We start from the raw sequence: 21,232 nt of genomic DNA on the forward strand, positions 1-21,232 counted from the left end.
GGACCCTCTGATGAGTTCATCCCTGCCACAGCACTATCGAGACATTCTGCTCGGACTTGGTGAGAATCCGGACCGCGAAGGTCTTCTTGACACTCCAAAACGCGCCGCCAAGGCGATGCAGTATTTGTGTCACGGCTACGCCCAGAGTGTCGACGAGATCGTCAACGGCGCTCTGTTCGCTTCCGACAACGATGAAATGGTCATCGTGCAGAACATCGAACTGTACTCGCTCTGCGAGCACCATCTGCTGCCGTTCATTGGCCAGGCGCATGTAGCGTACATCCCGACCGGCAAAGTACTGGGCCTGTCGAAGATCGCGCGCATTGTGGACATGTTTGCCCGGCGCTTGCAGATCCAGGAAAACCTCACCAAACAGATCGCCGATGCGATTCAGGCAGTGACCGGCGCTGCTGGCGTAGCGGTGGTCATCGAGGCGAAGCACATGTGCATGATGATGCGCGGCGTCGAAAAGCAGAACTCGACCATGAACACGTCGGTGATGCTGGGGGCTTTCCGCGAGTCGAGCACCACGCGCATGGAGTTTCTGCAACTGATCGGACGGAGCAAACAGTAATGGCCAGACTCGAACCGGGCACCGCGCGCATCCGCATCAAGGATCTGCGCTTGCGCACCTATATAGGCATCAACGAGGATGAAATCGTCAACAAGCAGGACGTGTTGATCAACGTGACGATCCTCTATGCCGCACAGGAAGCCGTTCGCGACAACGACATCGAGCACGCGCTCAACTATCGCACGATCACCAAGGCGATCATTCAGCACGTCGAAGGCAACCGCTTTGCACTGCTTGAACGATTGACGCAGGAAGTGCTGGATCTGGTGATGACTCAACAGGCAGTGAGTTACGCCGAAGTGGAAGTCGACAAGCCGCATGCGCTGCGCTTCGCCGAATCGGTGTCGATCACACTCGCCGGTCAGCGTTGAAACTCTTATCATGGTGCAACTTTCTGACTGAATAGAGCCCATCATGACCGAGCAAGAACGCCTCGAACTTGAAGCCGCAGCCTTTCGACGACTGGTTGCGCACCTGGACAGCCGCAAGGATGTCCAGAACATTGACCTGATGAACCTGTCCGGCTTCTGCCGCAACTGCCTGTCCAAGTGGTACAAGGCCGCCGCCGACGAAAAACACATCGACATCAGCCTCGATGATGCGCGTGAAGCGGTCTATGGCATGCCATACAGCGAGTGGAAAGCCAACTACCAGAAAGAAGCCAGCGCCGAGCAACAGGCTGCGTTCGCCAAGGAACCCAAGCATGACTGACCTGAACGCACTGCGCACCAGCCTGCGCAGCGGCGAACATGCGTTCGCCGACACGCTGAGCTTTATAGCAGAAGGTTACGACTATCAGCCTCAGGCGTTCAAAAACGGCGACGTCGACAACGCAGCCGGGCAGAACGAAGGCTCATGCAAGACACTGGGTCTGGCACTGCTGGAAGGTCTGAGCGATGAAGAAGCGCTGCTGGCATTCGGCGAGCATTACCGCTCTGTACAAGCCACGCCCGAAGGCAGCGATCACGGCAACATTCGTGCGCTGATCGCGAAGGGTCTGGCGGGCGTTCATTTCGAAGGCGAGCCACTCAAGCGCAAGGCTTGAATGGTCGGGTTGAAATCACGTCGATCCGCGTGCCCACGCCTGGGCACGCGAATCAGGCAGATACACGCAAATCAGAACGAAACGTTTGCCAGCCCGTCCAGGTAACGCTCGACGTCCAGCGCGGCCATGCAGCCCGCACCTGCCGAGGTGATGGCCTGACGGTAAACGTGGTCAGCCACATCGCCGGCAGCAAATACGCCTTCAACACTGGTCGCTGTCGCGTTGCCTTCACGGCCACCCTGGACAACCATATAGCCGTCTTTCAGGGCCAACTGACCGTCAAACAACGAAGTGTTCGGGGTGTGGCCAATCGCGATGAACACACCGTCGACTTTCAGCTCGCTGCTGCTGCCGTCGTTGTTCTTCAGACGTGCACCGGTGACGCCCATGTTGTCACCCAGCACCTCGTCCAGCGTGGCATTGAGCTTGAGCTCGATCTTGCCTTCCGCAACGCGGGCATGCAGTTTGTCGATCAGGATCTTCTCGGCACGGAAGGTTTCGCGGCGGTGAACAAGAGTCACTTTGCTGGCGATGTTGGCCAGATAGAGCGCCTCTTCCACAGCGGTGTTACCACCCCCTACCACCGCAACTTCGCGGTTGCGATAAAAGAAACCGTCGCACGTCGCGCAGGCCGAAACGCCCTTGCCCATGAACGCTTCTTCCGAAGGCAGGCCCAGGTAGCGGGCACTTGCACCGGTGGCGATGATCAGTGCGTCACAGGTGTAGGTCGCACTGTCACCCTGAAGGCTGAACGGCTTGCCGGCCAGATCGACCGAGTTGATGTGATCGAAAACGATCTCAGTCTCGAAACGCTCGGCGTGCTCACGCATACGGTCCATCAACGCCGGGCCGGTCAGACCGTGTGGGTCGCCCGGCCAGTTATCAACTTCTGTCGTCGTGGTCAATTGGCCGCCAGCCTGCATGCCGGTGATCAGCAGTGGCTTGAGGTTGGCGCGTGCGGCGTAGACCGCAGCGCTGTAACCGGCAGGGCCGGAACCGAGAATGATCACTCGGGAATGACGTACGTCTGACATGACACACTCCTATCGACCAACCGTTTTTACGCCGCGGTCGGGACGGCTGGATAAAAAGGACCACCGAAACGCTTGGGGAAGCGCCGTTTGGTTCGGCAGGTCCTGAAAATTCTGACCCGAGAGACAGGTCTTCGCAATGCAGACAAGCCTATCGGGGTGGCAGAGGTTAAGGAAATATCGTTTCACAATCCACCCTATAGGTCACTTCTATAGAGCGTGCGTCCGAAAGCGGCATCATTCGCTGCCAGCCATCGTGGTATTCACCCACGATCAAGAATACGCCACAAGTCTGGCGTCCTCAAAAGCTGTCATCGCTCTGCTCTTTCATGGCCATCGCAAAGCCGGTAATGTCACGCCTTTCCAGCACTCGGAGGCTGCCATGCCCGCTCCCGCCCTCACCGGCCCGCAATACCTCGGCGAAGGTCTCAAACTGATCCTCAGCCCCGGCCTGCGCCTTTTTGTCCTGCTGCCGCTGAGCATCAACCTGATACTGTTCTGCGGCCTCATCTACCTGGCGATCCACCAGTTCGAACTGTGGGTCGACACCTTCATGCCGACGCTTCCCCACTGGCTGAGCTTCCTCAGCTACATCCTGTGGCCACTGTTCGTGGCACTGGTGCTGTTGATGGTGTTCTTCACCTTCACCGTGGTCGCCAATATCATCGCCGCGCCATTCAACGGGTTTCTTGCGGAAAAAGTCGAAGCGGTGATTCGTGGCGTAGACGATTCGCCCGATTTCAGCTGGGCCGAACTGGTCGCCATGGTACCGCGTACCCTGGCCCGCGAAGCACGCAAGCTGGGCTACATGCTGCCGCGTATGCTCGGGCTGTTTATTTTGTCCTTCATTCCGGTAGCCAATATCATCGCCGCACCGCTGTGGCTGCTGTTCGGTGTGTGGATGATGGCGATCCAGTACATCGATTACCCGGCCGACAACCACAAACTGGGCTGGAACGAGATGCTCGGCTGGCTGAAAAGCAAACGCTGGCAGAGCCTGAGCTTCGGCGGGATCGTTTATATCGCCTTGTTGATCCCCGTGGTGAACTTGCTGATGATGCCGGCCGCGGTCGCCGGCGCAACATTGTTCTGGGTACGGGAGCGTGGTGCTGACGCATTACCGGTCGCGCAGGCCAGAGGCTGATTGTCATACCGGGCCGCCCCATGCGACCCGGTATACCTGACGGGCGAAAAGAATTTAGCGAAGTATGTGCAGTATATATAGTTACCGCACTTAACTGCTTCTGCTGAGGCTCAATGAGACCTCAATCAACCCGTTCATGTGAAGCCCACTGAAATCAAACATGACAACACATGAACTTAACAAGGAAGTTAAATCATGAGCATCCCAGTAAACCCGGCTGCATTTGCCGCCAAAACCACATCTGTCGAAGAAAAGATCCGCGCATTCCTGATCCGTGAACTGGCCGAATGGTCGATTGACCCGGACGCTGTTTACATCAATGGCGTCAACGATCCTGAAGAACGCGTGGTCATCAGCTCTGTATCGCTGACTGCCGAAGCATCGACCCGTGTCTTCGAGAAAGACGTTCCCTCTTATTCCGCTCGCACCGCTGGCCTGTTCACTGTGGCCTATTCGTATGCGGATGAGCATCGCCTGGCTGCACCGGATCTGGCAAAGATCGGTGAAGTGATCGGCCAACTGGTTCGTGATCTGGGTTAATCGCTTTATTTGAAAGAGTGCCGGACAGGTGATGGTTATCGGTTCGGCATTTGAGTCACAATAGAATTTATTTAATTACACATAAAAATAAGTTTCCCACGAGAAAAAAACATCAACCCCTACAATACAAAAAAACATACCCTGACGTCGACTGGCAAGTCATTACCGCTCAAGACCAAAACTTGCCGAAGGCTTGGCAACGATCTTGTAAAATACTTCCGTAGTCCTTATATACAGCCACGCCATGTTTGCTATCGAGTACCTGTAGGACTCTATTAACTTCCCCTATTGGCATTACCCTTGCTCTGTTGCTCTTAAACAACAGGAGCTGCATAACAATGGAAAACATCGCAAAACCCGCACTCATCGAAACAATCACAACCCACCGGCCTGCGTCACTGGAAAAAATACCACAATCCCGATCAGGTCGTTTCGGCCAGATCCTCAGCAATGTCGTGACCAAGATGGCCGACAAGCCTACAGAGGCCAAGCCCGCAACACTTAGCAACGGAGCCCAGCCGCGCTCGACCTTCTTCATGAATAACATGAGCCTTGAACAGCGCAGATCAGCAATCGAGGACACGGGGTTTCTGCGCAAACTGCAGCGATGGAGCGAATCGCTGCACCTCGTAATCGTCTACTCGAATGAACCAAGGCGGTTGAGGGGATGCCCAGCGAAATTCACACAACCGCCACATAACCGAAATCTATCCGGCAGACACTGCTCTCATGAGCCAGATTCTGCATGTCACCCTTATCACTGAAACGTTCACCCCCGAGATCAACGGCGTTGCCAACACCCTGGGGCGGCTTTGTGACGGGTTGCGGTTGCGCGGGCATCGGGTCGAGCTGGTCCGGCCGCGCCAGAATGATGAAACCCATTCGGGAGCAGTCGACGATCTGTTGCTGTGCCGGGGCTGGCCGATACCGGGCTATCCAGGGTTGCAGTGGGGTCAGTCTTCAATGCACAAGCTGCTGCGTCGTTGGCAGCGGCAGCGGCCAGATGTGCTGTATATCGCCACCGAGGGCCCACTGGGGCTGTCGGCGTTACGTGCCGCCAGACGGCTGGGCATTGCGGTGATCAGCGGTTTCCACACCAACTTCCCGCAGTACACCCAGCAATACGGCATGGGCTTCATCACCCGCCTGCTCACTCATTACCTGCGCTGGTTTCATAACCGTTCGCGCATCACGCTGGTGCCGAGTATCAGCCAGAAAATGGAGCTGGAGCGGCGCGGCTTCGAACGGATCGAGCTGCTGTCTCGCGGGGTCGACAGCCAGCTGTTCACGCCCGCCAGACGCTCACAGGCGCTGCGCGAGAGCTGGGGCCTGCAAACGGCGGATACCGGCGTCATTCATGTTGGCAGGCTGGCGCCGGAAAAGAATCTGGGGTTGCTCAAGACGAGCTTCGAGGCCCTTAAAGAGCGTTACCCTCAGCGCACGCTAAAGCTGATCGTGGTCGGCGACGGACCGCAACGCGACGAACTGGAACGACAAATTCCGGATGCGATTTTTTGCGGGACGCAAAGGGGCGAGGACTTGGCAACGCATTACGCTTCGTCGGATGTGTTTCTTTTCCCGAGTCTGACTGAAACCTTTGGCAATGTAGTGCTGGAGGCGCTGGCGTCGGGCCTCGGCGTCGTGGCCTACGACGAAGCGGCGGCCGGGCAGCATATCCGCCACGGCCACAACGGTGCGCTGGCCATGCCGGGTGATGAAGAGGCCTTCATCGACGCGGCCCGCTGGCTGCTGGAAGACAGCGAGACGTTGCGCCGGGTGCGGCTCAACGCCAGACAGCATGCCAGCCGCCAGGGCTGGAATGCGATCATCGATCAGTTCGAGCGACAGCTGCGGGAAGCCAGTCCCAGTGGCAACATCAATCCCAGCAGCCAGATCAAAGAGATCAGGCCAGCCCGCGACAAGAAGATCAGACCAGTGTCGTCAGTGCATCTCGACTGAACGGCAGAATCTCCTGCTCGCGACCGTCGCGCACTTTCAACGCCCAGTCCGGATCGACCAGCAAGGCACGGCCTACTGCGACCAGATCAAACTCCTCGTTGCCCAGCCGTTCCAGCAAATGCTCCAGGCTTGCCGGCTGCGCGATCTTGTCGGTGTTGACCATGAATTGCAAAAACTCACCGTCCAGCCCGACACTGCCCACGGTAATGGTCGGCTTGCCGGTCAGCTTGCGTGTCCATCCCGCCAGGTTGAGGTCAGAGCCTTCGAATTCAGGCTCCCAAAAACGCCGGGTAGAGCAGTGAAAGATATCCACACCTGCGTCGGACAGGGGTTGCAGGAATTCGCCCAAAGCCTCGGGTGTCTGTACCAGACGTGCGCTGTAATCCTGCTGTTTCCATTGTGAGAAACGGAAGATGATCGGGTAGTCCGGGCCGACTGCGGCGCGCACCGCTTTGATCAGCTCGATGGCGAACCGGGAACGATTGGCGAGGCTGCCGCCGTATTCGTCATCACGCTGATTGCTGCCTTCCCAGAAAAACTGATCGACCAGATAACCGTGGGCGCCATGGATCTCGACGCCGTCCATGCCAATCGCCTTGGCATCGACCGCCGCTTGAGCGAAAGCCTGTACGACGTCGTAGATATCCTGCTTGTTCATCCCCTGCACCAGCACCTGATCGTCCTTGGTCTTTTCCATCGGCCCATACGCCGGCACGCTGCCGTCCGGCTCGGTGCCAAGGCGACGTACAGCCCCCACATGCCAAAGCTGCGGGACGATCTTGCCGCCCTCGGCATGCACCGCATCGACCACGTTCTTCCAGCCGGCCAGCGGCGCCTCGCCGAAGAACTGCGGCACATTCGGGTAGCCGTTGGAAGCCTTGTGGTTGACCGTCGTACCTTCGGTCACGATCAGCCCGACACCTGCGGCAGCGCGACGCCGGTAGTACTCGACGACGTTGGCATTGGGCACGTGCCCCGGCGAGAAAGACCGGGTCATGGGCGCCATGACCACCCGCGACGACAACTCCAGGCTGCCCAGACGAAAGGGTTTGAACAAGGCTTCTGCCGACATGCGGAACTCCGGGGGGGTCAATAGTCAAGGGCACCAGATCAGGGCGCAGAATATCGCTGGGCGCCAGCAGTGGCCCAGTACTATTGATTTAACTGATTTAACTCGAGAAGCCGCAAATGCGGCAGTCAGCCGGGCGAGCAATTGCTGTCCCGGCAAAGCGATCAGCTTTGCGCCAATGCCTTTTCAATCGCCAGGATGACTGCCGGGTCGTCGGGTGTGGTGCGCGGCGAGAAACGGGCGCTCACGCCACCGTTCTTGCCCACCAGAAACTTTTCGAAATTCCAGGTGATGTCACCCGGATACTCGGCCCCTTCGCCAGCCAGCAGGCGATACAGTGAATGCCGGTTCGGACCGTTGACGTCGAGCTTTTCACCCAGCGGAAAGGTCACTCCGTAATTGAGTTCGCAAAATTCTGCGATCTCTTTTTCGGTGCCTGGCTCTTGCCCGGCAAACTGGTTGCAAGGCAGACCCAACACGACCAGACCTTTGTCCTTGTACTGCTGATACAGGTTTTCAAGCGCTGCATATTGCGGCGTCAGCCCGCATTTGGAGGCAACGTTGACCACCAGAACGACTTTGGCTTTATAGGCCGCCAGCGGCAGCTCCTGACCATCCAGCGCTTTCAGTGTGATGGTGTGAAAAGCACTCATGAAACCCCCAATTTGTTGCAAATTGCCCTGATTCATAACCTGAAAAGGCACCCTGACCGAACGCGTAACGAGGATCGTTATCGCGAAACGGTCAGGGCGCCTTTATCAGCGACCTGAGCCTGTCAGCACTGATCAGTGTTGATGACCGCCTTCACCGTGAACGTGGCCGTGAGCCAATTCTTCTTCACTGGCGTCACGGATGGCAACGACCTTTACATCGAAGTTCAGGCGCTGACCCGCGAGCGGGTGGTTACCGTCAACGGTGACGTCATCGCCATCCAGATCGCGGATGGTAACGATCTGCATGCCGCCATCAGGACCCGAGGCGTGGAACTGCATGCCGACTTCGAGTTTGTCGACACCTTCGAACATGCTGGCGCTCAAGGTGCTGACCAGCTCGGCGGAGTATTCGCCGTAGGCATCTTCCGGCTCGACAGCGACTTTCAGCTCGTCACCGACGTCCTTGCCTTCCAGTGCCTTTTCCAGGCCCGGGATGATGTTGCCTGCACCTTGCAGGTAAACCAGCGGCGCACCACCGGCAGAACTGTCGATGACCTCACCAGCGTCGTTGGTCAGGGTATAGTCAATGGAGACAGCCTTATTGGCGGCGATCGGCATGGGGACAAGACCTTTGCTTAAGATTGAAGAACGAACAAGTCTAACCAAGCCATCGCCCGAAAGCGAACGCAACTCTGACGGACGGCCCGGATTGAAAGGTTCAACTGTTATCGATTTGAGACAGGACGAGCAGGGACACTGGTTTGCGCGACTGTCCTGCGGCCACACCCAACACCTGCGCCACCAGCCGCCATGGCAGTCGCGTGCCTGGGTACTGGACCCTGTAAAGCGTCAACAGATGACAGGTCAGCCGTTTTGTTGCGGCTGGTGTGCGAATGGCGCAGATAACGATAATCTTGCCGGTGAGAAGTCGCGCTAGACGATTTCCGGACTTTTTTGGTCAACCGCTGTTCCCTATGCGCTGCGACCCTTGCACTGCTCAATCGAGAAGCCCGTATGCAGACGTTTTTTATTGCCCCCACGGATTTTGGTGTGGGGTTGACCTCCATCAGCCTGGGCCTGGTGCGCACCCTGGAGCGCGCGGGCTTGAAGGTGGGCTTTTTCAAGCCGATCGCCCAGCCGCATCCCGGCGATCTCGGCCCTGAGCGTTCGACCGAACTGATGGCCCGTACCCACGGCCTCAAACCTCCCAAACCGCTAGGACTGGCGCACGTCGAGCGCATGCTGGGCGACGGTCAGCTGGACGAGCTGCTCGAAGAAATCATCAGCCTTTATCAGCAGGCTGCCGTCGGCAAGGATGTGCTGGTGGTCGAAGGCATGGTGCCGACCCGTACCGCGAGTTATGCCGCACGGGTCAATCTGCATCTGGCCAAGAGCCTGGATGCCGAGGTCATTCTGGTCTCGGCGCCGGAAAACGAAGTGCTGACCGAGCTGTCGGGAAGGGTCGAGTTGCAGGCTCAACTGTTCGGCGGGCCGAAAGACCCGAAGGTGCTGGGCGTGATTCTCAACAAGGTGCGTACCGACGAGAGCATGGAAGTCTTTGCTGCGCGCCTTAAAGAGCATTCGCCGCTGCTGCGCAATGGTGATTTTCGATTGCTGGGCTGTATTCCCTATCGCGCCGAACTCAACGCGCCGCGCACCCGCGATGTGGCTGAACTGCTGGGCGCACAGGTACTGAATGCGGGCGACTACGATCAGCGCCGCATGTCCAGAATCATCATCTGTGCGCGCACCGTGCTGAATACCGTTCCGCTGCTCAAGCCCGGTGTGCTGGTCGTCACGCCAGGCGACCGTGACGACATCATCCTCGCGGTGAGCCTGGCGGCGATCAACGGCGTGCCATTGGCGGGCTTGCTGCTGACCAGCGACAGCGTGCCTGATCCGCGCATCATGGAACTGTGCCGAGGCGCATTGCAGGCTGGCCTGCCCGTGCTGTCGGTCAGCACTGGTTCCTACGACACGGCAAACCGCCTCAATCAGTTGAACAAGGAAATCCCCATTGATGACCGCGAGCGTGCGGAAATCATTACCGATTTCGTTGCCAGCCATCTGGACGCCAACTGGCTGCACCAACGCTGCGGCACACCGCGCGAACTGCGCCTGTCGCCTGCGGTGTTCCGTTACCAGTTGATCCAGCGCGCACAGGCGGCCAATAAACGCATCGTCCTGCCAGAGGGCAACGAACCGTTGACCATTCAGGCGGCGGCGATCTGTCAGGCACGTGGCATTGCTCGTTGCGTATTGCTGGCGCGGCCCGAAGAAGTGCAGGCCGTTGCTCAGGCACATGGCATCGAGCTGCCGCCGGGGCTGGAGATTCTCGACCCTGAAGTGATTCGCGAGCGTTACGTCACGCCCATGGTCGAACTGCGCAAGAACAAGAGCCTGAATGCGCCAATGGCCGAGCAGCAGCTCGAAGACCCGGTGGTGATCGGCACGATGATGCTGGCACTGGACGAGGTGGACGGGCTGGTGTCGGGCGTCGTTCACTCGACGGCCAATACCATTCGCCCGGCCCTGCAACTGATCAAGACCGCGCCGGGCTGCACGCTGGTGTCTTCGGTGTTCTTCATGCTGTTTCCCGAGCAGGTGCTGATGTACGGCGACTGCATCATGAACCCGCACCCGAGCGCCAGCGAGCTGTCCGAAATTGCCTTGCAAAGTGCCGATTCGGCGACCGCGTTCGGCATCTCGCCCCGGGTGGCGATGATCAGCTATTCCAGTGGCAATTCGGCCAGTGGCGAAGAAGTCGAGAAAGTCCGAGAAGCCACGCAACTGGCTCAGGAAGCGCGGCGCGATCTACTGATCGACGGACCGCTGCAGTATGATGCCGCCGCCAACGAGCAGGTTGCCCGGCAACTTGCTCCGGACAGCCCGGTGGCGGGACGCGCTAACGTGTTTGTGTTCCCGGACCTGAACACTGGCAACACCACCTACAAAGCGGTGCAACGCAGTGCCGACTGCGTGAGCCTGGGCCCTATGCTGCAAGGCCTGCGCAAGCCGGTGAATGATTTGCCGCGTGGTGCTCAGGTCGATGACATCGTCTACACGATTGCGCTGACGGCCATTCAGGCAGACACGTTGCCATGATCCCTGTGTCTTCCTGACCCAAACTTACCGTGCCGCAGGTCAGCCTGCGGCATCCGATCACTTCCGGAGCCATCTCTTTCATGGATTTCCTGCCTGCCCCACTGCGTGGCGTCATCGCTTCACTGCTGTTGGCGCTGAACACCATCGTCTGTTGCACGGTGCTGTTCGCGGTCACGATCCTCAAGATCTGCCTGCCCTTCTCCGCTGCGCAGCGCTTCACCGACTGGCTGATGAGCCACATCCATGAAACCTGGATCGGTAACAACAATGCCTGGATAAGGCTGCTCTGCAATACTCGCTGGCACCTGAGCGGTCTTGAAGGGCTGGACTACAAACACTCGTATCTGGTGACCAGCAATCACCAGAGCTGGGTCGACATCATGGTGTTGCAGTACGTGCTCAACCGGCGCATTCGTCCGCTGAAGTTCTTCCTCAAACAGGAACTGATCTGGGTCCCGGTGATTGGTCTGGCATGGTGGGCGTTGGGCTTCCCGTTCATGAAGCGCTACTCCAAGGCCTATCTGGCGAAACACCCGGAGAAGAAAGGCAAAGACCTGGAAACCACCCGACGTACCTGCGCAAAGTTTCGCCACAACCCGGTAGGGATTTTCAACTTTGCCGAGGGCACTCGATTTACAGCCGGCAAACACGCCCAACAGCAGTCGCCCTTCCGCCACTTGCTGAAGCCGAAGGCTGGCGGCATCGCCTTTGTTCTCGACGCGATGGGTGAACAGCTGGAGTCGATCATCAACGTGACCATTCATTACCCTGGCGGGCAACCCGGCTACTGGGACCTGCTGTGTGGCAACGTGAAGGAAGTGGTTGCCCACTTCGAAGAGATCAAAATCCCGCAGCAGTTTCTCGGCAAAAATTACGACCAGGACGGCGAGTACCGTCTGGAATTCCAGCAGTGGATCAACACACTATGGGAAGAGAAAGACCGGCTGCTGGACAGCCTGCATGAGCAGTATCCGGGACGGCGAGACGAGCGTGAGGCACGGTAAAATATCAACCGTCGTGCGACGCTACGCGTCGGCATGCCGTTCTGGACGCTCCGCGTCCTGTTTGCGACGCAGAGCGTCGCGAACTGCATTCCCACGCTGGAGTGAGGAACGAGAATCCCGACTATCGTGCGACGCTCCGCGTCGACATGCCATTCCGGACGCTCTGCGTCCGACATTAGCCGAGCGGAGCGGCGCTGTTTAGTACTGCTGACCCGGAATAGGCTTGAGATTGACTTCTACGCGGCGGTTCTGGGCGCGGCCGTTGACGTCGGCGTTGCTGGCGATAGGCTGGTCGGGACCTGCGCCACGGACTGACAGGTGTGATTGATCGACGCCTTGCGAGGTCAGGTAAGTCGCGACACTCTGGGCGCGCTGCTGCGACAGGTCCATGTTGTGCTGGCGGCTGCCGGTGCTGTCGGTGTAACCGACGATTTCAATGTTGTTCTGGTTGAACTGCTTGAGCGAGCTGGCGAGGTTGTTGAGCGGCGAATAGAAGCTGCTGGCAATCGCCGAAGAGTCCGTCGCGAAGGTGATGTTGCCCGGCATGATCAGTTTGATCTGGTCGCCCTGACGCTGCACCTCGACACCCGTGTTGGCCATGCTCGCACGCAACGCAGCTTCCTGCTTGTCCGCGTAGTAGCCGTAACCCGCCGACGCAGCACCGGCAACAGCAGCACCAATCAAGGCGCCCTTGCCACGGTGATTGTGATCGATGGCTGCGCCTGCTACGGCACCGGCCAGTGCGCCGAGCCCGCCGTACTTGGCCGTTTTGCTCATGCCTCCGGAGCTTTGCGCCTGGCCTTGATTGTCATAAGGGTTGGGTGTCGCGCAGCCCGACAGCACGGCTACGGCAGCGGCGACAATGATCAAACGACGCGAGGTAAACATTCAGGAGCTCCTGGTTTTGACGGACGAACGCTAATAACCGGATTAGAGCATGCCCCTCGTCAAAAATTCCTTAACCCCGGCTGAACCGCCCGTATTACGGCGTTCTGGGTTATCACGACACTCCCTGAAACCCGCTCAACGGCGCTCCTCGCGAACATAAGGCTCACCCAGAGCACCCGGCTGGCTAGTGGACTGACGCTTGCCGCGGGCCACCCAGACCATCACCAGCAGGGTGACGGCGTACGGCGTCATCAACACGAAGTACTGAGGCAAACGCACGCCGGTCGCCGCCAGTTGCGGGATCAGCGCTTCTATACTGCCGAACAGCAAGGCACCGGCCAATGCACGCCAAGGCGACCAGCGCGCGAAAATCACCAGCGACACCGCGATCCAGCCGCGTCCGCCGGTCATCTCGGCAATCCACATCTTGGTGCTCAGCACGGCAATGAAACCACCCGCCAGCCCCATCAGTGCCGAACCCGCGACAATCGCTGCCAGGCGGTAGCCCAACACGGAAATACCCGCAGCGTCCGCAGCCTGCGGGTTTTCGCCCACCGCACGCAGGCGCAACCCGCTGCGTGTGCGCTCAAGCAACCAGACCACCGCGATGAAGATCACCACCGTCAGGTACACCAGTGGATTCTGCACAAACACCTTGCCAACCACCGGCAGTTCGGACAACGGCCACAACTCGACCGCCTGCAAGCCACTGACCGGGCGATTGGTCCAGCCAAGCAAGGTGCCGAGCAGCCCGGTCAGTCCCTGACAAAAGAACACCAGCGCCAGCCCGGCAATAACCTGATTGATCCGCAACACCAGCACCATCAGCGCGAACAGCAACGACACCACACCCGCCGCCGCCATAGACGCCAGCAAGGAAAGCCCCGGCGAGCCCACGCTCAATTGCATGCCGATGCCCGCCAGCGCACCGACCAGCATCAGCCCTTCCACGCCCAACGCCAGCACGCCGCTACGTTCTATCAGGATCAAGCCCAGCGCAGCCAGCGCAAACGGCACGGCAAAATCCGGCGCACTGCCCAGCCAGTGGGAAATCAGCTCCATCAACGTTCTCCTGCCTGAATGCGTCGCAGGCGATGGCGGATGAAAAAGTCGGATGACGCCACACAGATCACCAGAATCGCCTGGATCAGTTGCACCATCGAAAACGGAATCTGATAGAAGACCTGCAAGTTGCGCCCGGCCACGAACAACATGGCGATCAACAGGGCAACGATGGTCGCGGCAACCGGATTGTTACGGGCCAGAAACGCAATGAGAATCCCGGAGAAACCGTAGCCCTGATAAAACGACTGGGTCAGCCGTCCTTCCTGCCCCGACGTCACGACGAACCCCGCCAACCCGGCCAGCGCGCCTGACAGCAGCACCGTGCCGATGATCATCTTGCGCACTGGCACGCCCACGGCTTCAGCCACCCGAGGGTTGGCATCGACGAAACGAAGGTACAGGCCCGCGCGGGAAATCCCGACGAACCACAAGGTCAGTGCCGTGACCAGCAGCGCCAGCAGAATCGCCGCGTTGTAACCAGCGAACAGGTCCGGCAAGCGCTCAAAAGTCTGAAACGCAGGTGAATAGGGAAAGTTGTCGCGCGGGTCTTTCCAACTGCCGTAGACCAGGTGCAGCAGGAAGTTGGCGGCGATGTAGTTGAGCATCAGGGTCGAGATGATTTCGTTGACCTGCCACTTGAGCTTCAAGAGGACCGGCCCCAGGCTCCACAGCAATCCACAGACAATCGCCGCGACCATCATCAGCGGCAGGCGCAGAAACTCCGGCCCGACCTGGAACAGCGAGATGGCCGTGGCGCCAATCGCGCCCCAGATCATCTGGCCCTCCAGCCCCAGATTCCAGAAACGTGCGCGAAACGCCATGCAGCCCGCCAGGCCGACCATGATCATCGGCGAGGCCTGAAACAGCACAGCCTTGAAGTTTTGCGCATCGAAGACCGTCTGTACGACGAATTCGTTGAGCAGTTCATCCGCAGGCACACCTGCGGCGATCAGGATCGCGGTGCAGACAGCCAGACCGATCAGCAGCGCCAGCGCAATGATCATCGCCTGCAAAGGCCAGCCGGTCTGCTGGCGAAGTTCCAGCGTATAGCGCCGCGTCAGCAATGGCTGGCGTGCAGCAACGGAATGTTGCAGTAATTCAGTCATGGCTCACCATCGCTTTGCCGATCGCCTGACGGTCAGCGGGATGATCGAACTCGGCAACGATGCGCCCACCGTTCATCACGCCGATCCGGTCAGCCAGGGCCAATACTTCATCCAGGTCTTCGCTGATCACCAGCACCGCAGCGCCAGCGTCCCGTGCAGCCCGAAGACGACCATGCACCGCTTGGGTGGCGCGCACGTCCAGGCCGCGACTCGGGCTGTGCACCAGCACCAGTTGCGGATCACGGCTGAACTCCCGGGCAATCACCAGCTTCTGCGCATTGCCGCCAGACAGCAGTGCAGCTTTTTGATCAAGAGAACGAACGCCCTGCACATCGAACGCTTGCACTGCACGCTGCGCGTCCTGCCTCAAACGCTGGTAACCGAGCCGCCAGAACGAGCCGTACTGGCCGCTGTGGATATTGCCGATGGCAAAGTTTTCCGCCACCGACAGCGATCCGGCCAGTGCTGCGCCGTAGCGATCTGCCGGGATCGAAGCAATGCGTAACTGCCGACGTTGCTCGGCCGACGCAGTGCGCAGATCGCCGAACGGGGTCAGGTGAATCTCGCCCTCGGTCGGTTGCGGCAAGCCCATCAGCGCATTGGCCAGTTCCGCCTGACCATTGCCACCGACCCCGGCGATGCCGTAAATCTGTCCGGCGCGCAATGTCATGTTCACACCGTTGAGCATGCCGCTGCCGGCAACACTGCGCAAATCACGCACTTGCAAACGCACGTCACCCGGCGTTGCGGGCTGATGCTCAGCAGCAGACACCGACTCGCCCACGGTCAACTGCACCAGTTGTTCGACGCTGACGCTGATCGGGTCTAGGGTCTGCACGGTGCGCCCGCCACGCATGACCGTCACCCGGTCGGCATAGCGTTTGACGTCAGCCATCTTGTGCGTCACCAGAATCACCGCTGCGCCCTGCCGGGCAAAGGCTTGCACGGTGAGTAGCAGCCGCTCGGCCTCCTGATCGGTGAGCACTGCCGTCGGTTCATCGAGAATCAGAATCCGCGCACCGGCCAGCAGCACCTTTAGAATCTCGACACGTTGCTGTTCAGCGACCGACAGGCTGTCGACGATGCGCGTCGGTTCAAGCACAAAACCCAGCTCAGCGGCCTTGCTGATGATCTCTTGTTCAAGCGCCCGCAGACGCTTGCGGTAACTGCCTTCACCGGGCTGCTCGGGCAGTGCCAACAGAATGTTCTGCGCCACCGTGAAAGGCTTCACCAGCTTGAAATGCTGGTGAACCATGCCAATCCGGTAACGGCTGGCGTCCTTTGGGCCGCTGAGCTGCACGGGGTTGTCATCGACCAGCAACGTGCCGGTTTCCGGCGCGTAAAGCCCGGCAGCGATGTTCATCAGCGAAGACTTGCCCGCACCGTTCTCGCCCAGCAGCGCATGCACTTCACCCCAGTGCGCGGTGAAGTCGGCCTCGATCAGCGCCTTGAAGCCATCGAACGATTTGCTGATGCCGGTGAGTTGCAGCGCGTTGACCTGACTCATTGCTGAGTCTTCACGCCTTCGACGAACCAGTCCATTTTCCACAAGTCGGGATCGGACAATTGCTGACCCGCCGCGACGCGTTCCTTGCCATCGCGATCTGCCAGCGGGCCGCTGTAAATGATCTTCTTGCCGGCCAGCAACTCGGTACGCTCAGCCTCGATTTTCTTGCGATCTTCGGCGGAGATGATCGGGTCGCTGGTCAGCTTGATATCGGTGCCGCCCTGCTGCATCGACAGCAACGCGCCGTTGGCAGGAGGCGTCCAGTTACCAGCAATCACTTTCTTCAGTTCCGGTCCCAGGAAACGGTCCCAGACCCACAAGGAAGAACACACGGTCGCTTTTGGTGCGAATTCGCTCAGGTCGCGGTGATGGCCTGTGCCGTGAATGCCGCGCTCCTGGGCGACGATCTGCGGTGTCGGGCTGTCGACGTGCTGACCGACCACGTCTACGCCGTTGTCGATCAGCGCCATGGTCGCGGCGCGTTCCTTGACCGGGTCATTCCACGCGCCGGTATAGATCACGTTGACCGTGGCTTTGGGGTTGATCTGCCTGGCTCCGAGCTCGTAGGCATTGATGGTCCAGTTGACCTGACCGAAGGGGTTGGCCGCGACGAAGCCCAGTTTGCCGGTCTTCGATGCCGCGCCTGCCGCCATGCCGCACAGGTACTGGCTTTCATAGGTGCGGCCGTAAAACGATTCGAGATTGGCTGTGTTGGTGGTGCCCGAACCGTTGAGGAACGCGACATCCGGGTATTTCTTCGCCAGCGTGAGGAAGGTATCGGAATAGCCGAAGGCGGTGCCGACGATGATATTCGCGCCGCGTGCGATGAGTCGGTCGACCACTGGCGTGATGGCCGCTGCGTTCTCGGGCACGCTCTCCACGAACTGGATTTTTGTGTCCAGATCCTTTTCCAGCTTAAGTCGTGCCTCATCGAACGCCTGAGTCCAGCCGCCGTCATTGCGCGGGCTGATGTACACCATGGCGATTTTCGCCGGGCCCTTGAGGGTCAGTCCTTCAGCCTGAGCGAGGCTGACGGTCCCGAACGCGACGGCCGCACACAATGTCCCGGGCAACAGTTTCTTGTACATAGACGTTTTCCTGAGGGTAATGGCCGATGAGGACAGCACGTGGCCGACCCATAGGGCTTTAGCAGCATCCATGCCATTACCGGAAAAACGCTATGCAACAACGACCTGGCTCAACCCTTTGAGTAAAAACAGATCAAATGGTCTGAACCAGAGCACTTGGTTTGTGCATCTCTCTGTTGCGCTGCGCCTACTGAGTGCGCAGTTCAGGGAGACCCACAAGGACTTCAGGCACTACGCGGCAGGATGCCGTCCAGCATCATGCTGCGCAGGCTGGCCAGCACCTCTTCGAAAAACGCTGGGTCATCCAGTGTCTTGCCAGTGACGGCTTCGACCTGGGTGCGAAAATCCGCGTAGTGCTGGGTAGTCGCCCACAGCGAGAAAATCAGGTGGTGCGGATTGATCGGCGCCAGTTGGCCGCTGTCGATCCAGTGCTGGATGACGGCCACCTTGGCCTCCACGGTATCGCGCAACGGGTGTTGCAATTCGCCCTGAATCAAAGGCGCGCCCTGCATAACTTCCATGCAGAACAGACGCGACTCGGCCGGATGATCACGGGACATTTCCAGCTTGGCCCTGATATAGGCACCGATGGCCTGAACCGGCTCCTTGTCAGCAGTGAAATGCGTCAGCGGGCTGAGCCAGACTTCAAGCAACTGACGCAGCACATTCAGATACAGATCGTCCTTGCTGCTGAAGTAATAGAGCAGGTTGGTCTTGGAAACGTCCGCCAGGCTCGCCACCTGATCAAGACTGCTGCCATGCACGCCGTAGCGGGAAAATATCTCCAGCGCCGCATCGAGAATCAGCGTGCGCTTGCCTTCCATCAGACGCATGCGCCGCTTCAGCGAAGTGGCGCTGGGCTCGCGCGGGGTCTTGACCACGGTTTCCGGCTTGACCTTGCGTGCACGCTTGCTCGCAGGCTCAGCCAGGGGAGGTTTCTTGTTCACGCACATCCATCCAGTGATGCCGAAATGAGCGGGCATCTTAACGGGCGCAGCTGTTTTGTCGATACGGATCACACGCCCTGTAAGCGCTGCCCTATCAGCGTGCGCACTGCACAAACCAAGTGCTCTTATTCGGACCAGATGGTCTGAACTAATTCATATAAATCCTCAACTCATTGAATAAAAACAATAAAAAATTATGGCCCGCTTAATGCAAAGCCCTCGATGCAGGTAAGGATTCACCGGGTGCCAGCGACAGTGGCTCGCATCGACTAACGCAGAGAGGCCTTATATGGACATCGGTATCTTCATCCCCATTGGCAATAACGGCTGGCTGATTTCCAGCAACGCGCCGCAATACATGCCGACTTTCGAGCTGAACAAGCAGATCGTGCAGAAGGCCGAGGGCTACGGCTTCGACTTTGCGTTATCGATGATCAAACTGCGCGGCTTCGGCGGCAAGACCGAGTTCTGGGAACACAACCTGGAGTCCTTCACGCTGATGGCGGGCCTTGCGGCAGTCACCAGCAAGATCCAGCTGTTCGCCACGGTCGCGACCCTGACCATTCCACCCGCCATCGCCGCGCGCATGGCATCGACCATCGATTCGATCTCCAACGGGCGCTTCGGGATTAACCTGGTGACCGGCTGGCAGAAACCCGAATACGAGCAGATGGGCCTGTGGCCCGGCGATGAGTTTTTCCATACGCGTTACGAATACCTGGCTGAATACGCGCAGGTTCTGCGTGACCTGTGGGCCACTGGCAGCAGCGACTTCAAGGGCGAACATTTCAGCATGCAGGACTGCCGCGTCAGCCCGCGCCCGCAAGCTGACATGAAACTGATTTGCGCCGGTCAGAGCGAAGCCGGCATGGCGTTTTCGGCGCAATACGCAGACTACAATTTCTGCTTCGGCAAAGGCGTGAACACCCCCACGGCCTTCGCACCGACCGCCCGGAAACTGCTCGAAGCCAACGAAAAGACCGGCCGTAATGTCACCTCCTGCGTGCTCTTCATGGTCATCGCCGACGACACCGATGAAGCCGCAAGGGCGCGCTGGGAGCACATCAAGGCAGGTGCCGATGAAGAGGCCATTGCCTGGCTGAGCGAAAAAGGCGCGGCCGACAAGAGTGCAGGTTCGAACCTGCGGCAGATGGCCGACCCGACCTCGGCGGTCAACATCAATATGGGCACCCTGGTGGGGTCCTGGTCCAACGTTGCGAAGATGCTCGATGAGGTCGCCAGCGTGCCGGGCACGCAAGGCGTGATGCTGACCTTCGATGATTTCGTCAAGGGTGTCGAAGATTTCGGGCAGAAGATCCAGCCACTGATGACCAGCCGCAAACACATCACCCAACTCAAGGAGGTGGTGTGATGAGCCTGTCGGCAACGGTCGCAGGCGTAGACCTGCCGCTGGATCAACAACCTGCACGCGAGTTGCCTGCACGTCCGGAAGCCTTGCGCATGAAGCTCGGCGAAACGGCACTGGTGGTGGTCGACATGCAGAACGCCTACGCATCACTGGGTGGCTATCTGGACCTGGCCGGGTTCGATGTCAGCAGCACCGGGCCGGTCATCGCCAACATCAAGAAGGCCTGCGCTGCTGCACGAGCAGCAGGCATTCCGGTGATCTTTTTTCAGAATGGCTGGGACCCGGCGTATGTCGAAGCCGGTGGCCCCGGCTCGCCGAACTGGCACAAGTCCAACGCATTGAAAACCATGCGCAAGCACCCGGAACTCGAGGGCCAACTGCTGGCCAAGGGCGGCTGGGACTATCAACTGGTCGATGAACTGACGCCGCAGCCTGGCGACATTGTGGTGCCGAAAATCCGTTACAGCGGCTTCTTCAACTCCAGCTTCGACAGCGTGTTGCGCAGCCGTGGCATTCGCAACCTGGTGTTCACCGGCATCGCCACCAACGTCTGCGTCGAGTCAACCTTGCGGGACGGTTTCCACCTGGAATATTTCGGCGTGGTATTGGCCGATGCTACCCATCAGGCAGGCCCCGAGTTCGCTCAGCAAGCCGCGCTGTTCAACATTGAAACCTTCTTCGGCTGGGTCTCCAGCGTCGATGACTTCTGCACCACTTTCGCCCCTGTCGGGCACACTTCGTGAGGACCTCAGCATGACCAAGAAAGCGATCATTCCCGCTGGCACCAGCAAACCCATCGCCCCGTTTGTACCAGGCTCGATGGCCGATGGCGTGCTGTATGTGTCGGGCACTCTGCCGTTCGACAAGGACAACAATGTGGTGCATGTCGGCGACGCCACCGCGCAGACCCGCCACGTGCTGGAGACCATCAAAAGCGTGGTCGAAACCGCTGGTGGCACCATGGATGACGTCACGTTCAACATGATCATGATTCGTGATTGGGCCGATTACGCAAAGGTCAACGAGGTCTATGCCGAGTATTTCGCAGGTGAAAAACCAGCGCGCTACTGCATTCAGTGCGGCCTGGTGAAACCCGAAGCGCTGATCGAAATCGCCAGCATCGCCCATATCGGCTGAA

General features: G+C 59.1%; 24 protein-coding genes. 14 read left to right on the plus strand and 10 right to left on the minus strand.

The window, feature by feature from the left end; translation table 11 throughout:
* The first annotated feature begins 10 nt into the window (after positions 1-10).
* Genes folE through N018_RS20155 form a run of 4 tightly spaced genes read left to right on the plus strand, consistent with a single transcriptional unit; the run spans position 11 to position 1,619 of the window.
* The gene (gene folE, locus N018_RS20140; protein WP_024646763.1) at positions 11-574 is read left to right on the plus strand and encodes a GTP cyclohydrolase I FolE; all 564 of its coding nucleotides are present in this window, start codon (positions 11-13) and stop codon (positions 572-574) included.
* Complete coding sequence (gene folX, locus N018_RS20145; protein WP_024646762.1) at positions 574-945, plus strand: dihydroneopterin triphosphate 2'-epimerase; 372 nt, start codon at positions 574-576, stop codon at positions 943-945. The genes folE and folX overlap by 1 nt, the downstream gene beginning before the upstream one ends.
* Positions 946-988: 43 nt before the next feature.
* The gene (locus N018_RS20150) at positions 989-1,285 is read left to right on the plus strand and encodes a DUF1244 domain-containing protein (RefSeq protein ID WP_024646761.1); all 297 of its coding nucleotides are present in this window, start codon (positions 989-991) and stop codon (positions 1,283-1,285) included.
* A complete protein-coding gene (locus tag N018_RS20155; protein ID WP_025390575.1) occupies positions 1,278-1,619 on the plus strand; it encodes a HopJ type III effector protein in 342 nt (113 codons plus the stop codon). The genes N018_RS20150 and N018_RS20155 overlap by 8 nt, the downstream gene beginning before the upstream one ends.
* 71 nt (positions 1,620-1,690) lie before the next feature.
* On the opposite strand, the gene trxB is transcribed toward N018_RS20155, so the two are convergent.
* Positions 1,691-2,653, minus strand: a complete 963-nt coding sequence (gene trxB / locus N018_RS20160) for a thioredoxin-disulfide reductase (protein WP_024646759.1) — start codon at positions 2,651-2,653, stop codon at positions 1,691-1,693.
* A gap of 379 nt (positions 2,654-3,032) precedes the next feature.
* Here trxB and cysZ point away from each other — a divergent pair, with 379 nt between their 5' ends.
* The 4 genes from cysZ to N018_RS20180 all read left to right on the plus strand — a co-directional run bounded on the left by cysZ (position 3,033) and on the right by N018_RS20180 (position 6,293).
* Positions 3,033-3,794, plus strand: a complete 762-nt coding sequence (gene cysZ / locus N018_RS20165; RefSeq protein ID WP_025390576.1) for a sulfate transporter CysZ — start codon at positions 3,033-3,035, stop codon at positions 3,792-3,794.
* A 195-nt stretch (positions 3,795-3,989) separates the two neighbouring features.
* Positions 3,990-4,334, plus strand: coding sequence for a hypothetical protein (locus N018_RS20170; protein WP_024646757.1), 345 nt, complete (start codon positions 3,990-3,992; stop codon positions 4,332-4,334).
* Between the two features lie 338 nt (positions 4,335-4,672).
* Positions 4,673-5,098 carry a hypothetical protein gene (locus N018_RS20175; RefSeq protein WP_229631150.1) on the plus strand — a complete coding sequence of 142 codons (426 nt, stop codon included), beginning with the start codon at positions 4,673-4,675 and terminating at the stop codon, positions 5,096-5,098.
* Positions 5,064-6,293: a glycosyltransferase family 4 protein gene (locus N018_RS20180; protein ID WP_024646755.1), complete on the plus strand. Its 1,230-nt coding sequence runs from the start codon at positions 5,064-5,066 to the stop codon at positions 6,291-6,293. Before N018_RS20175 ends, N018_RS20180 begins: the two co-directional genes overlap by 35 nt.
* Here the strand turns inward: N018_RS20180 and N018_RS20185 are convergent.
* The 3 genes from N018_RS20185 to N018_RS20195 form a co-directional block, all read right to left on the minus strand.
* Entirely contained in the window at positions 6,262-7,365 is a 1,104-nt protein-coding gene (locus tag N018_RS20185; protein WP_025390577.1) for an NADH:flavin oxidoreductase, read from the minus strand. The genes N018_RS20180 and N018_RS20185 overlap by 32 nt on opposite strands.
* 161 nt (positions 7,366-7,526) lie before the next feature.
* On the minus strand, positions 7,527-8,015 hold the full coding sequence (locus N018_RS20190; protein ID WP_024646753.1) for a glutathione peroxidase: 489 nt from the start codon (positions 8,013-8,015) through the stop codon (positions 7,527-7,529).
* A 132-nt stretch (positions 8,016-8,147) separates the two neighbouring features.
* Positions 8,148-8,633, minus strand: a complete 486-nt coding sequence (locus tag N018_RS20195) for an FKBP-type peptidyl-prolyl cis-trans isomerase (protein WP_024646752.1) — start codon at positions 8,631-8,633, stop codon at positions 8,148-8,150.
* Between the two features lie 13 nt (positions 8,634-8,646).
* Here N018_RS20195 and N018_RS26810 point away from each other — a divergent pair, with 13 nt between their 5' ends.
* The 3 genes from N018_RS26810 to N018_RS20205 all read left to right on the plus strand — a co-directional run bounded on the left by N018_RS26810 (position 8,647) and on the right by N018_RS20205 (position 12,124).
* Positions 8,647-8,952, plus strand: a complete 306-nt coding sequence (locus N018_RS26810; RefSeq protein WP_195757151.1) for a DUF3565 domain-containing protein — start codon at positions 8,647-8,649, stop codon at positions 8,950-8,952.
* 77 nt (positions 8,953-9,029) lie between these two features.
* Complete coding sequence (gene pta, locus N018_RS20200) at positions 9,030-11,120, plus strand: phosphate acetyltransferase (RefSeq protein ID WP_024646751.1); 2,091 nt, start codon at positions 9,030-9,032, stop codon at positions 11,118-11,120.
* A gap of 80 nt (positions 11,121-11,200) precedes the next feature.
* The gene (locus N018_RS20205; protein WP_024646750.1) at positions 11,201-12,124 is read left to right on the plus strand and encodes an acyltransferase; all 924 of its coding nucleotides are present in this window, start codon (positions 11,201-11,203) and stop codon (positions 12,122-12,124) included.
* A 198-nt stretch (positions 12,125-12,322) separates the two neighbouring features.
* On the opposite strand, the gene N018_RS20210 is transcribed toward N018_RS20205, so the two are convergent.
* The 6 genes from N018_RS20210 to rutR all read right to left on the minus strand — a co-directional run bounded on the left by N018_RS20210 (position 12,323) and on the right by rutR (position 18,731).
* The gene (locus N018_RS20210) at positions 12,323-13,012 is read right to left on the minus strand and encodes an OmpA family protein (RefSeq protein ID WP_024647345.1); all 690 of its coding nucleotides are present in this window, start codon (positions 13,010-13,012) and stop codon (positions 12,323-12,325) included.
* Between the two features lie 135 nt (positions 13,013-13,147).
* Positions 13,148-14,074, minus strand: coding sequence for an ABC transporter permease (locus N018_RS20215; protein ID WP_025390578.1), 927 nt, complete (start codon positions 14,072-14,074; stop codon positions 13,148-13,150).
* Positions 14,074-15,183 carry an ABC transporter permease gene (locus N018_RS20220; protein WP_024647347.1) on the minus strand — a complete coding sequence of 370 codons (1,110 nt, stop codon included), beginning with the start codon at positions 15,181-15,183 and terminating at the stop codon, positions 14,074-14,076. The genes N018_RS20215 and N018_RS20220 overlap by 1 nt, the downstream gene beginning before the upstream one ends.
* Positions 15,176-16,690 (minus strand): ABC transporter ATP-binding protein, encoded by a 1,515-nt coding sequence (locus N018_RS20225; RefSeq protein ID WP_024647348.1) that lies wholly within the window; start codon positions 16,688-16,690, stop codon positions 15,176-15,178. Before N018_RS20225 ends, N018_RS20220 begins: the two co-directional genes overlap by 8 nt.
* Positions 16,687-17,778: a BMP family ABC transporter substrate-binding protein gene (locus tag N018_RS20230; RefSeq protein ID WP_025390579.1), complete on the minus strand. Its 1,092-nt coding sequence runs from the start codon at positions 17,776-17,778 to the stop codon at positions 16,687-16,689. Before N018_RS20230 ends, N018_RS20225 begins: the two co-directional genes overlap by 4 nt.
* A 224-nt stretch (positions 17,779-18,002) precedes the next feature.
* Positions 18,003-18,731: a pyrimidine utilization regulatory protein R gene (rutR, locus tag N018_RS20235; RefSeq protein ID WP_024647350.1), complete on the minus strand. Its 729-nt coding sequence runs from the start codon at positions 18,729-18,731 to the stop codon at positions 18,003-18,005.
* A gap of 283 nt (positions 18,732-19,014) precedes the next feature.
* On the opposite strand from rutR, the gene rutA reads away from it, so the two are divergent.
* The 3 genes from rutA to rutC are packed head-to-tail and all read left to right on the plus strand — an operon-like array spanning position 19,015 to position 21,231.
* Positions 19,015-20,097 (plus strand): pyrimidine utilization protein A, encoded by a 1,083-nt coding sequence (gene rutA / locus N018_RS20240; protein WP_024647351.1) that lies wholly within the window; start codon positions 19,015-19,017, stop codon positions 20,095-20,097.
* Positions 20,097-20,837, plus strand: coding sequence for a pyrimidine utilization protein B (rutB, locus tag N018_RS20245; RefSeq protein WP_024647352.1), 741 nt, complete (start codon positions 20,097-20,099; stop codon positions 20,835-20,837). Before rutA ends, rutB begins: the two co-directional genes overlap by 1 nt.
* A gap of 10 nt (positions 20,838-20,847) precedes the next feature.
* The gene (rutC, locus tag N018_RS20250; protein ID WP_024647353.1) at positions 20,848-21,231 is read left to right on the plus strand and encodes a pyrimidine utilization protein C; all 384 of its coding nucleotides are present in this window, start codon (positions 20,848-20,850) and stop codon (positions 21,229-21,231) included.
* Position 21,232 lies beyond the last annotated feature (1 nt).

It is taken from the genome of Pseudomonas syringae CC1557, from assembly GCF_000452705.1.
Lineage (GTDB): Bacteria > Pseudomonadota > Gammaproteobacteria > Pseudomonadales > Pseudomonadaceae > Aquipseudomonas > Aquipseudomonas syringae_F.

Excerpts from the sequence above, each read along its gene's own strand:
- N018_RS20185 (WP_025390577.1), bottom strand. The coding sequence starts at position 7,365 with ATGTCGGCAGAAGCCTTGTTCAAACCCTTTCGTCTGGGCAGCCTGGAG.
- N018_RS20175 (WP_229631150.1), top strand. The coding sequence starts at position 4,673 with ATGGAAAACATCGCAAAACCCGCACTCATCGAAACAATCACAACCCAC.
- rutC (WP_024647353.1), top strand. The coding sequence starts at position 20,848 with ATGACCAAGAAAGCGATCATTCCCGCTGGCACCAGCAAACCCATCGCC.
- folX (WP_024646762.1), top strand. The coding sequence starts at position 574 with ATGGCCAGACTCGAACCGGGCACCGCGCGCATCCGCATCAAGGATCTG.
- N018_RS20220 (WP_024647347.1), bottom strand. The coding sequence starts at position 15,183 with ATGACTGAATTACTGCAACATTCCGTTGCTGCACGCCAGCCATTGCTG.
- N018_RS20150 (WP_024646761.1), top strand. The coding sequence starts at position 989 with ATGACCGAGCAAGAACGCCTCGAACTTGAAGCCGCAGCCTTTCGACGA.
- folE (WP_024646763.1), top strand. The coding sequence starts at position 11 with ATGAGTTCATCCCTGCCACAGCACTATCGAGACATTCTGCTCGGACTT.
- N018_RS20170 (WP_024646757.1), top strand. The coding sequence starts at position 3,990 with ATGAGCATCCCAGTAAACCCGGCTGCATTTGCCGCCAAAACCACATCT.
- N018_RS20155 (WP_025390575.1), top strand. The coding sequence starts at position 1,278 with ATGACTGACCTGAACGCACTGCGCACCAGCCTGCGCAGCGGCGAACAT.
- N018_RS20210 (WP_024647345.1), bottom strand. The coding sequence starts at position 13,012 with ATGTTTACCTCGCGTCGTTTGATCATTGTCGCCGCTGCCGTAGCCGTG.
- cysZ (WP_025390576.1), top strand. The coding sequence starts at position 3,033 with ATGCCCGCTCCCGCCCTCACCGGCCCGCAATACCTCGGCGAAGGTCTC.
- trxB (WP_024646759.1), bottom strand. The coding sequence starts at position 2,653 with ATGTCAGACGTACGTCATTCCCGAGTGATCATTCTCGGTTCCGGCCCT.
- N018_RS20225 (WP_024647348.1), bottom strand. The coding sequence starts at position 16,690 with ATGAGTCAGGTCAACGCGCTGCAACTCACCGGCATCAGCAAATCGTTC.
- rutA (WP_024647351.1), top strand. The coding sequence starts at position 19,015 with ATGGACATCGGTATCTTCATCCCCATTGGCAATAACGGCTGGCTGATT.
- N018_RS20195 (WP_024646752.1), bottom strand. The coding sequence starts at position 8,633 with ATGCCGATCGCCGCCAATAAGGCTGTCTCCATTGACTATACCCTGACC.
- rutR (WP_024647350.1), bottom strand. The coding sequence starts at position 18,731 with ATGTGCGTGAACAAGAAACCTCCCCTGGCTGAGCCTGCGAGCAAGCGT.
- N018_RS20215 (WP_025390578.1), bottom strand. The coding sequence starts at position 14,074 with ATGGAGCTGATTTCCCACTGGCTGGGCAGTGCGCCGGATTTTGCCGTG.
- N018_RS20205 (WP_024646750.1), top strand. The coding sequence starts at position 11,201 with ATGGATTTCCTGCCTGCCCCACTGCGTGGCGTCATCGCTTCACTGCTG.
- pta (WP_024646751.1), top strand. The coding sequence starts at position 9,030 with ATGCAGACGTTTTTTATTGCCCCCACGGATTTTGGTGTGGGGTTGACC.
- N018_RS20230 (WP_025390579.1), bottom strand. The coding sequence starts at position 17,778 with ATGTACAAGAAACTGTTGCCCGGGACATTGTGTGCGGCCGTCGCGTTC.
- rutB (WP_024647352.1), top strand. The coding sequence starts at position 20,097 with ATGAGCCTGTCGGCAACGGTCGCAGGCGTAGACCTGCCGCTGGATCAA.
- N018_RS20180 (WP_024646755.1), top strand. The coding sequence starts at position 5,064 with ATGAGCCAGATTCTGCATGTCACCCTTATCACTGAAACGTTCACCCCC.
- N018_RS20190 (WP_024646753.1), bottom strand. The coding sequence starts at position 8,015 with ATGAGTGCTTTTCACACCATCACACTGAAAGCGCTGGATGGTCAGGAG.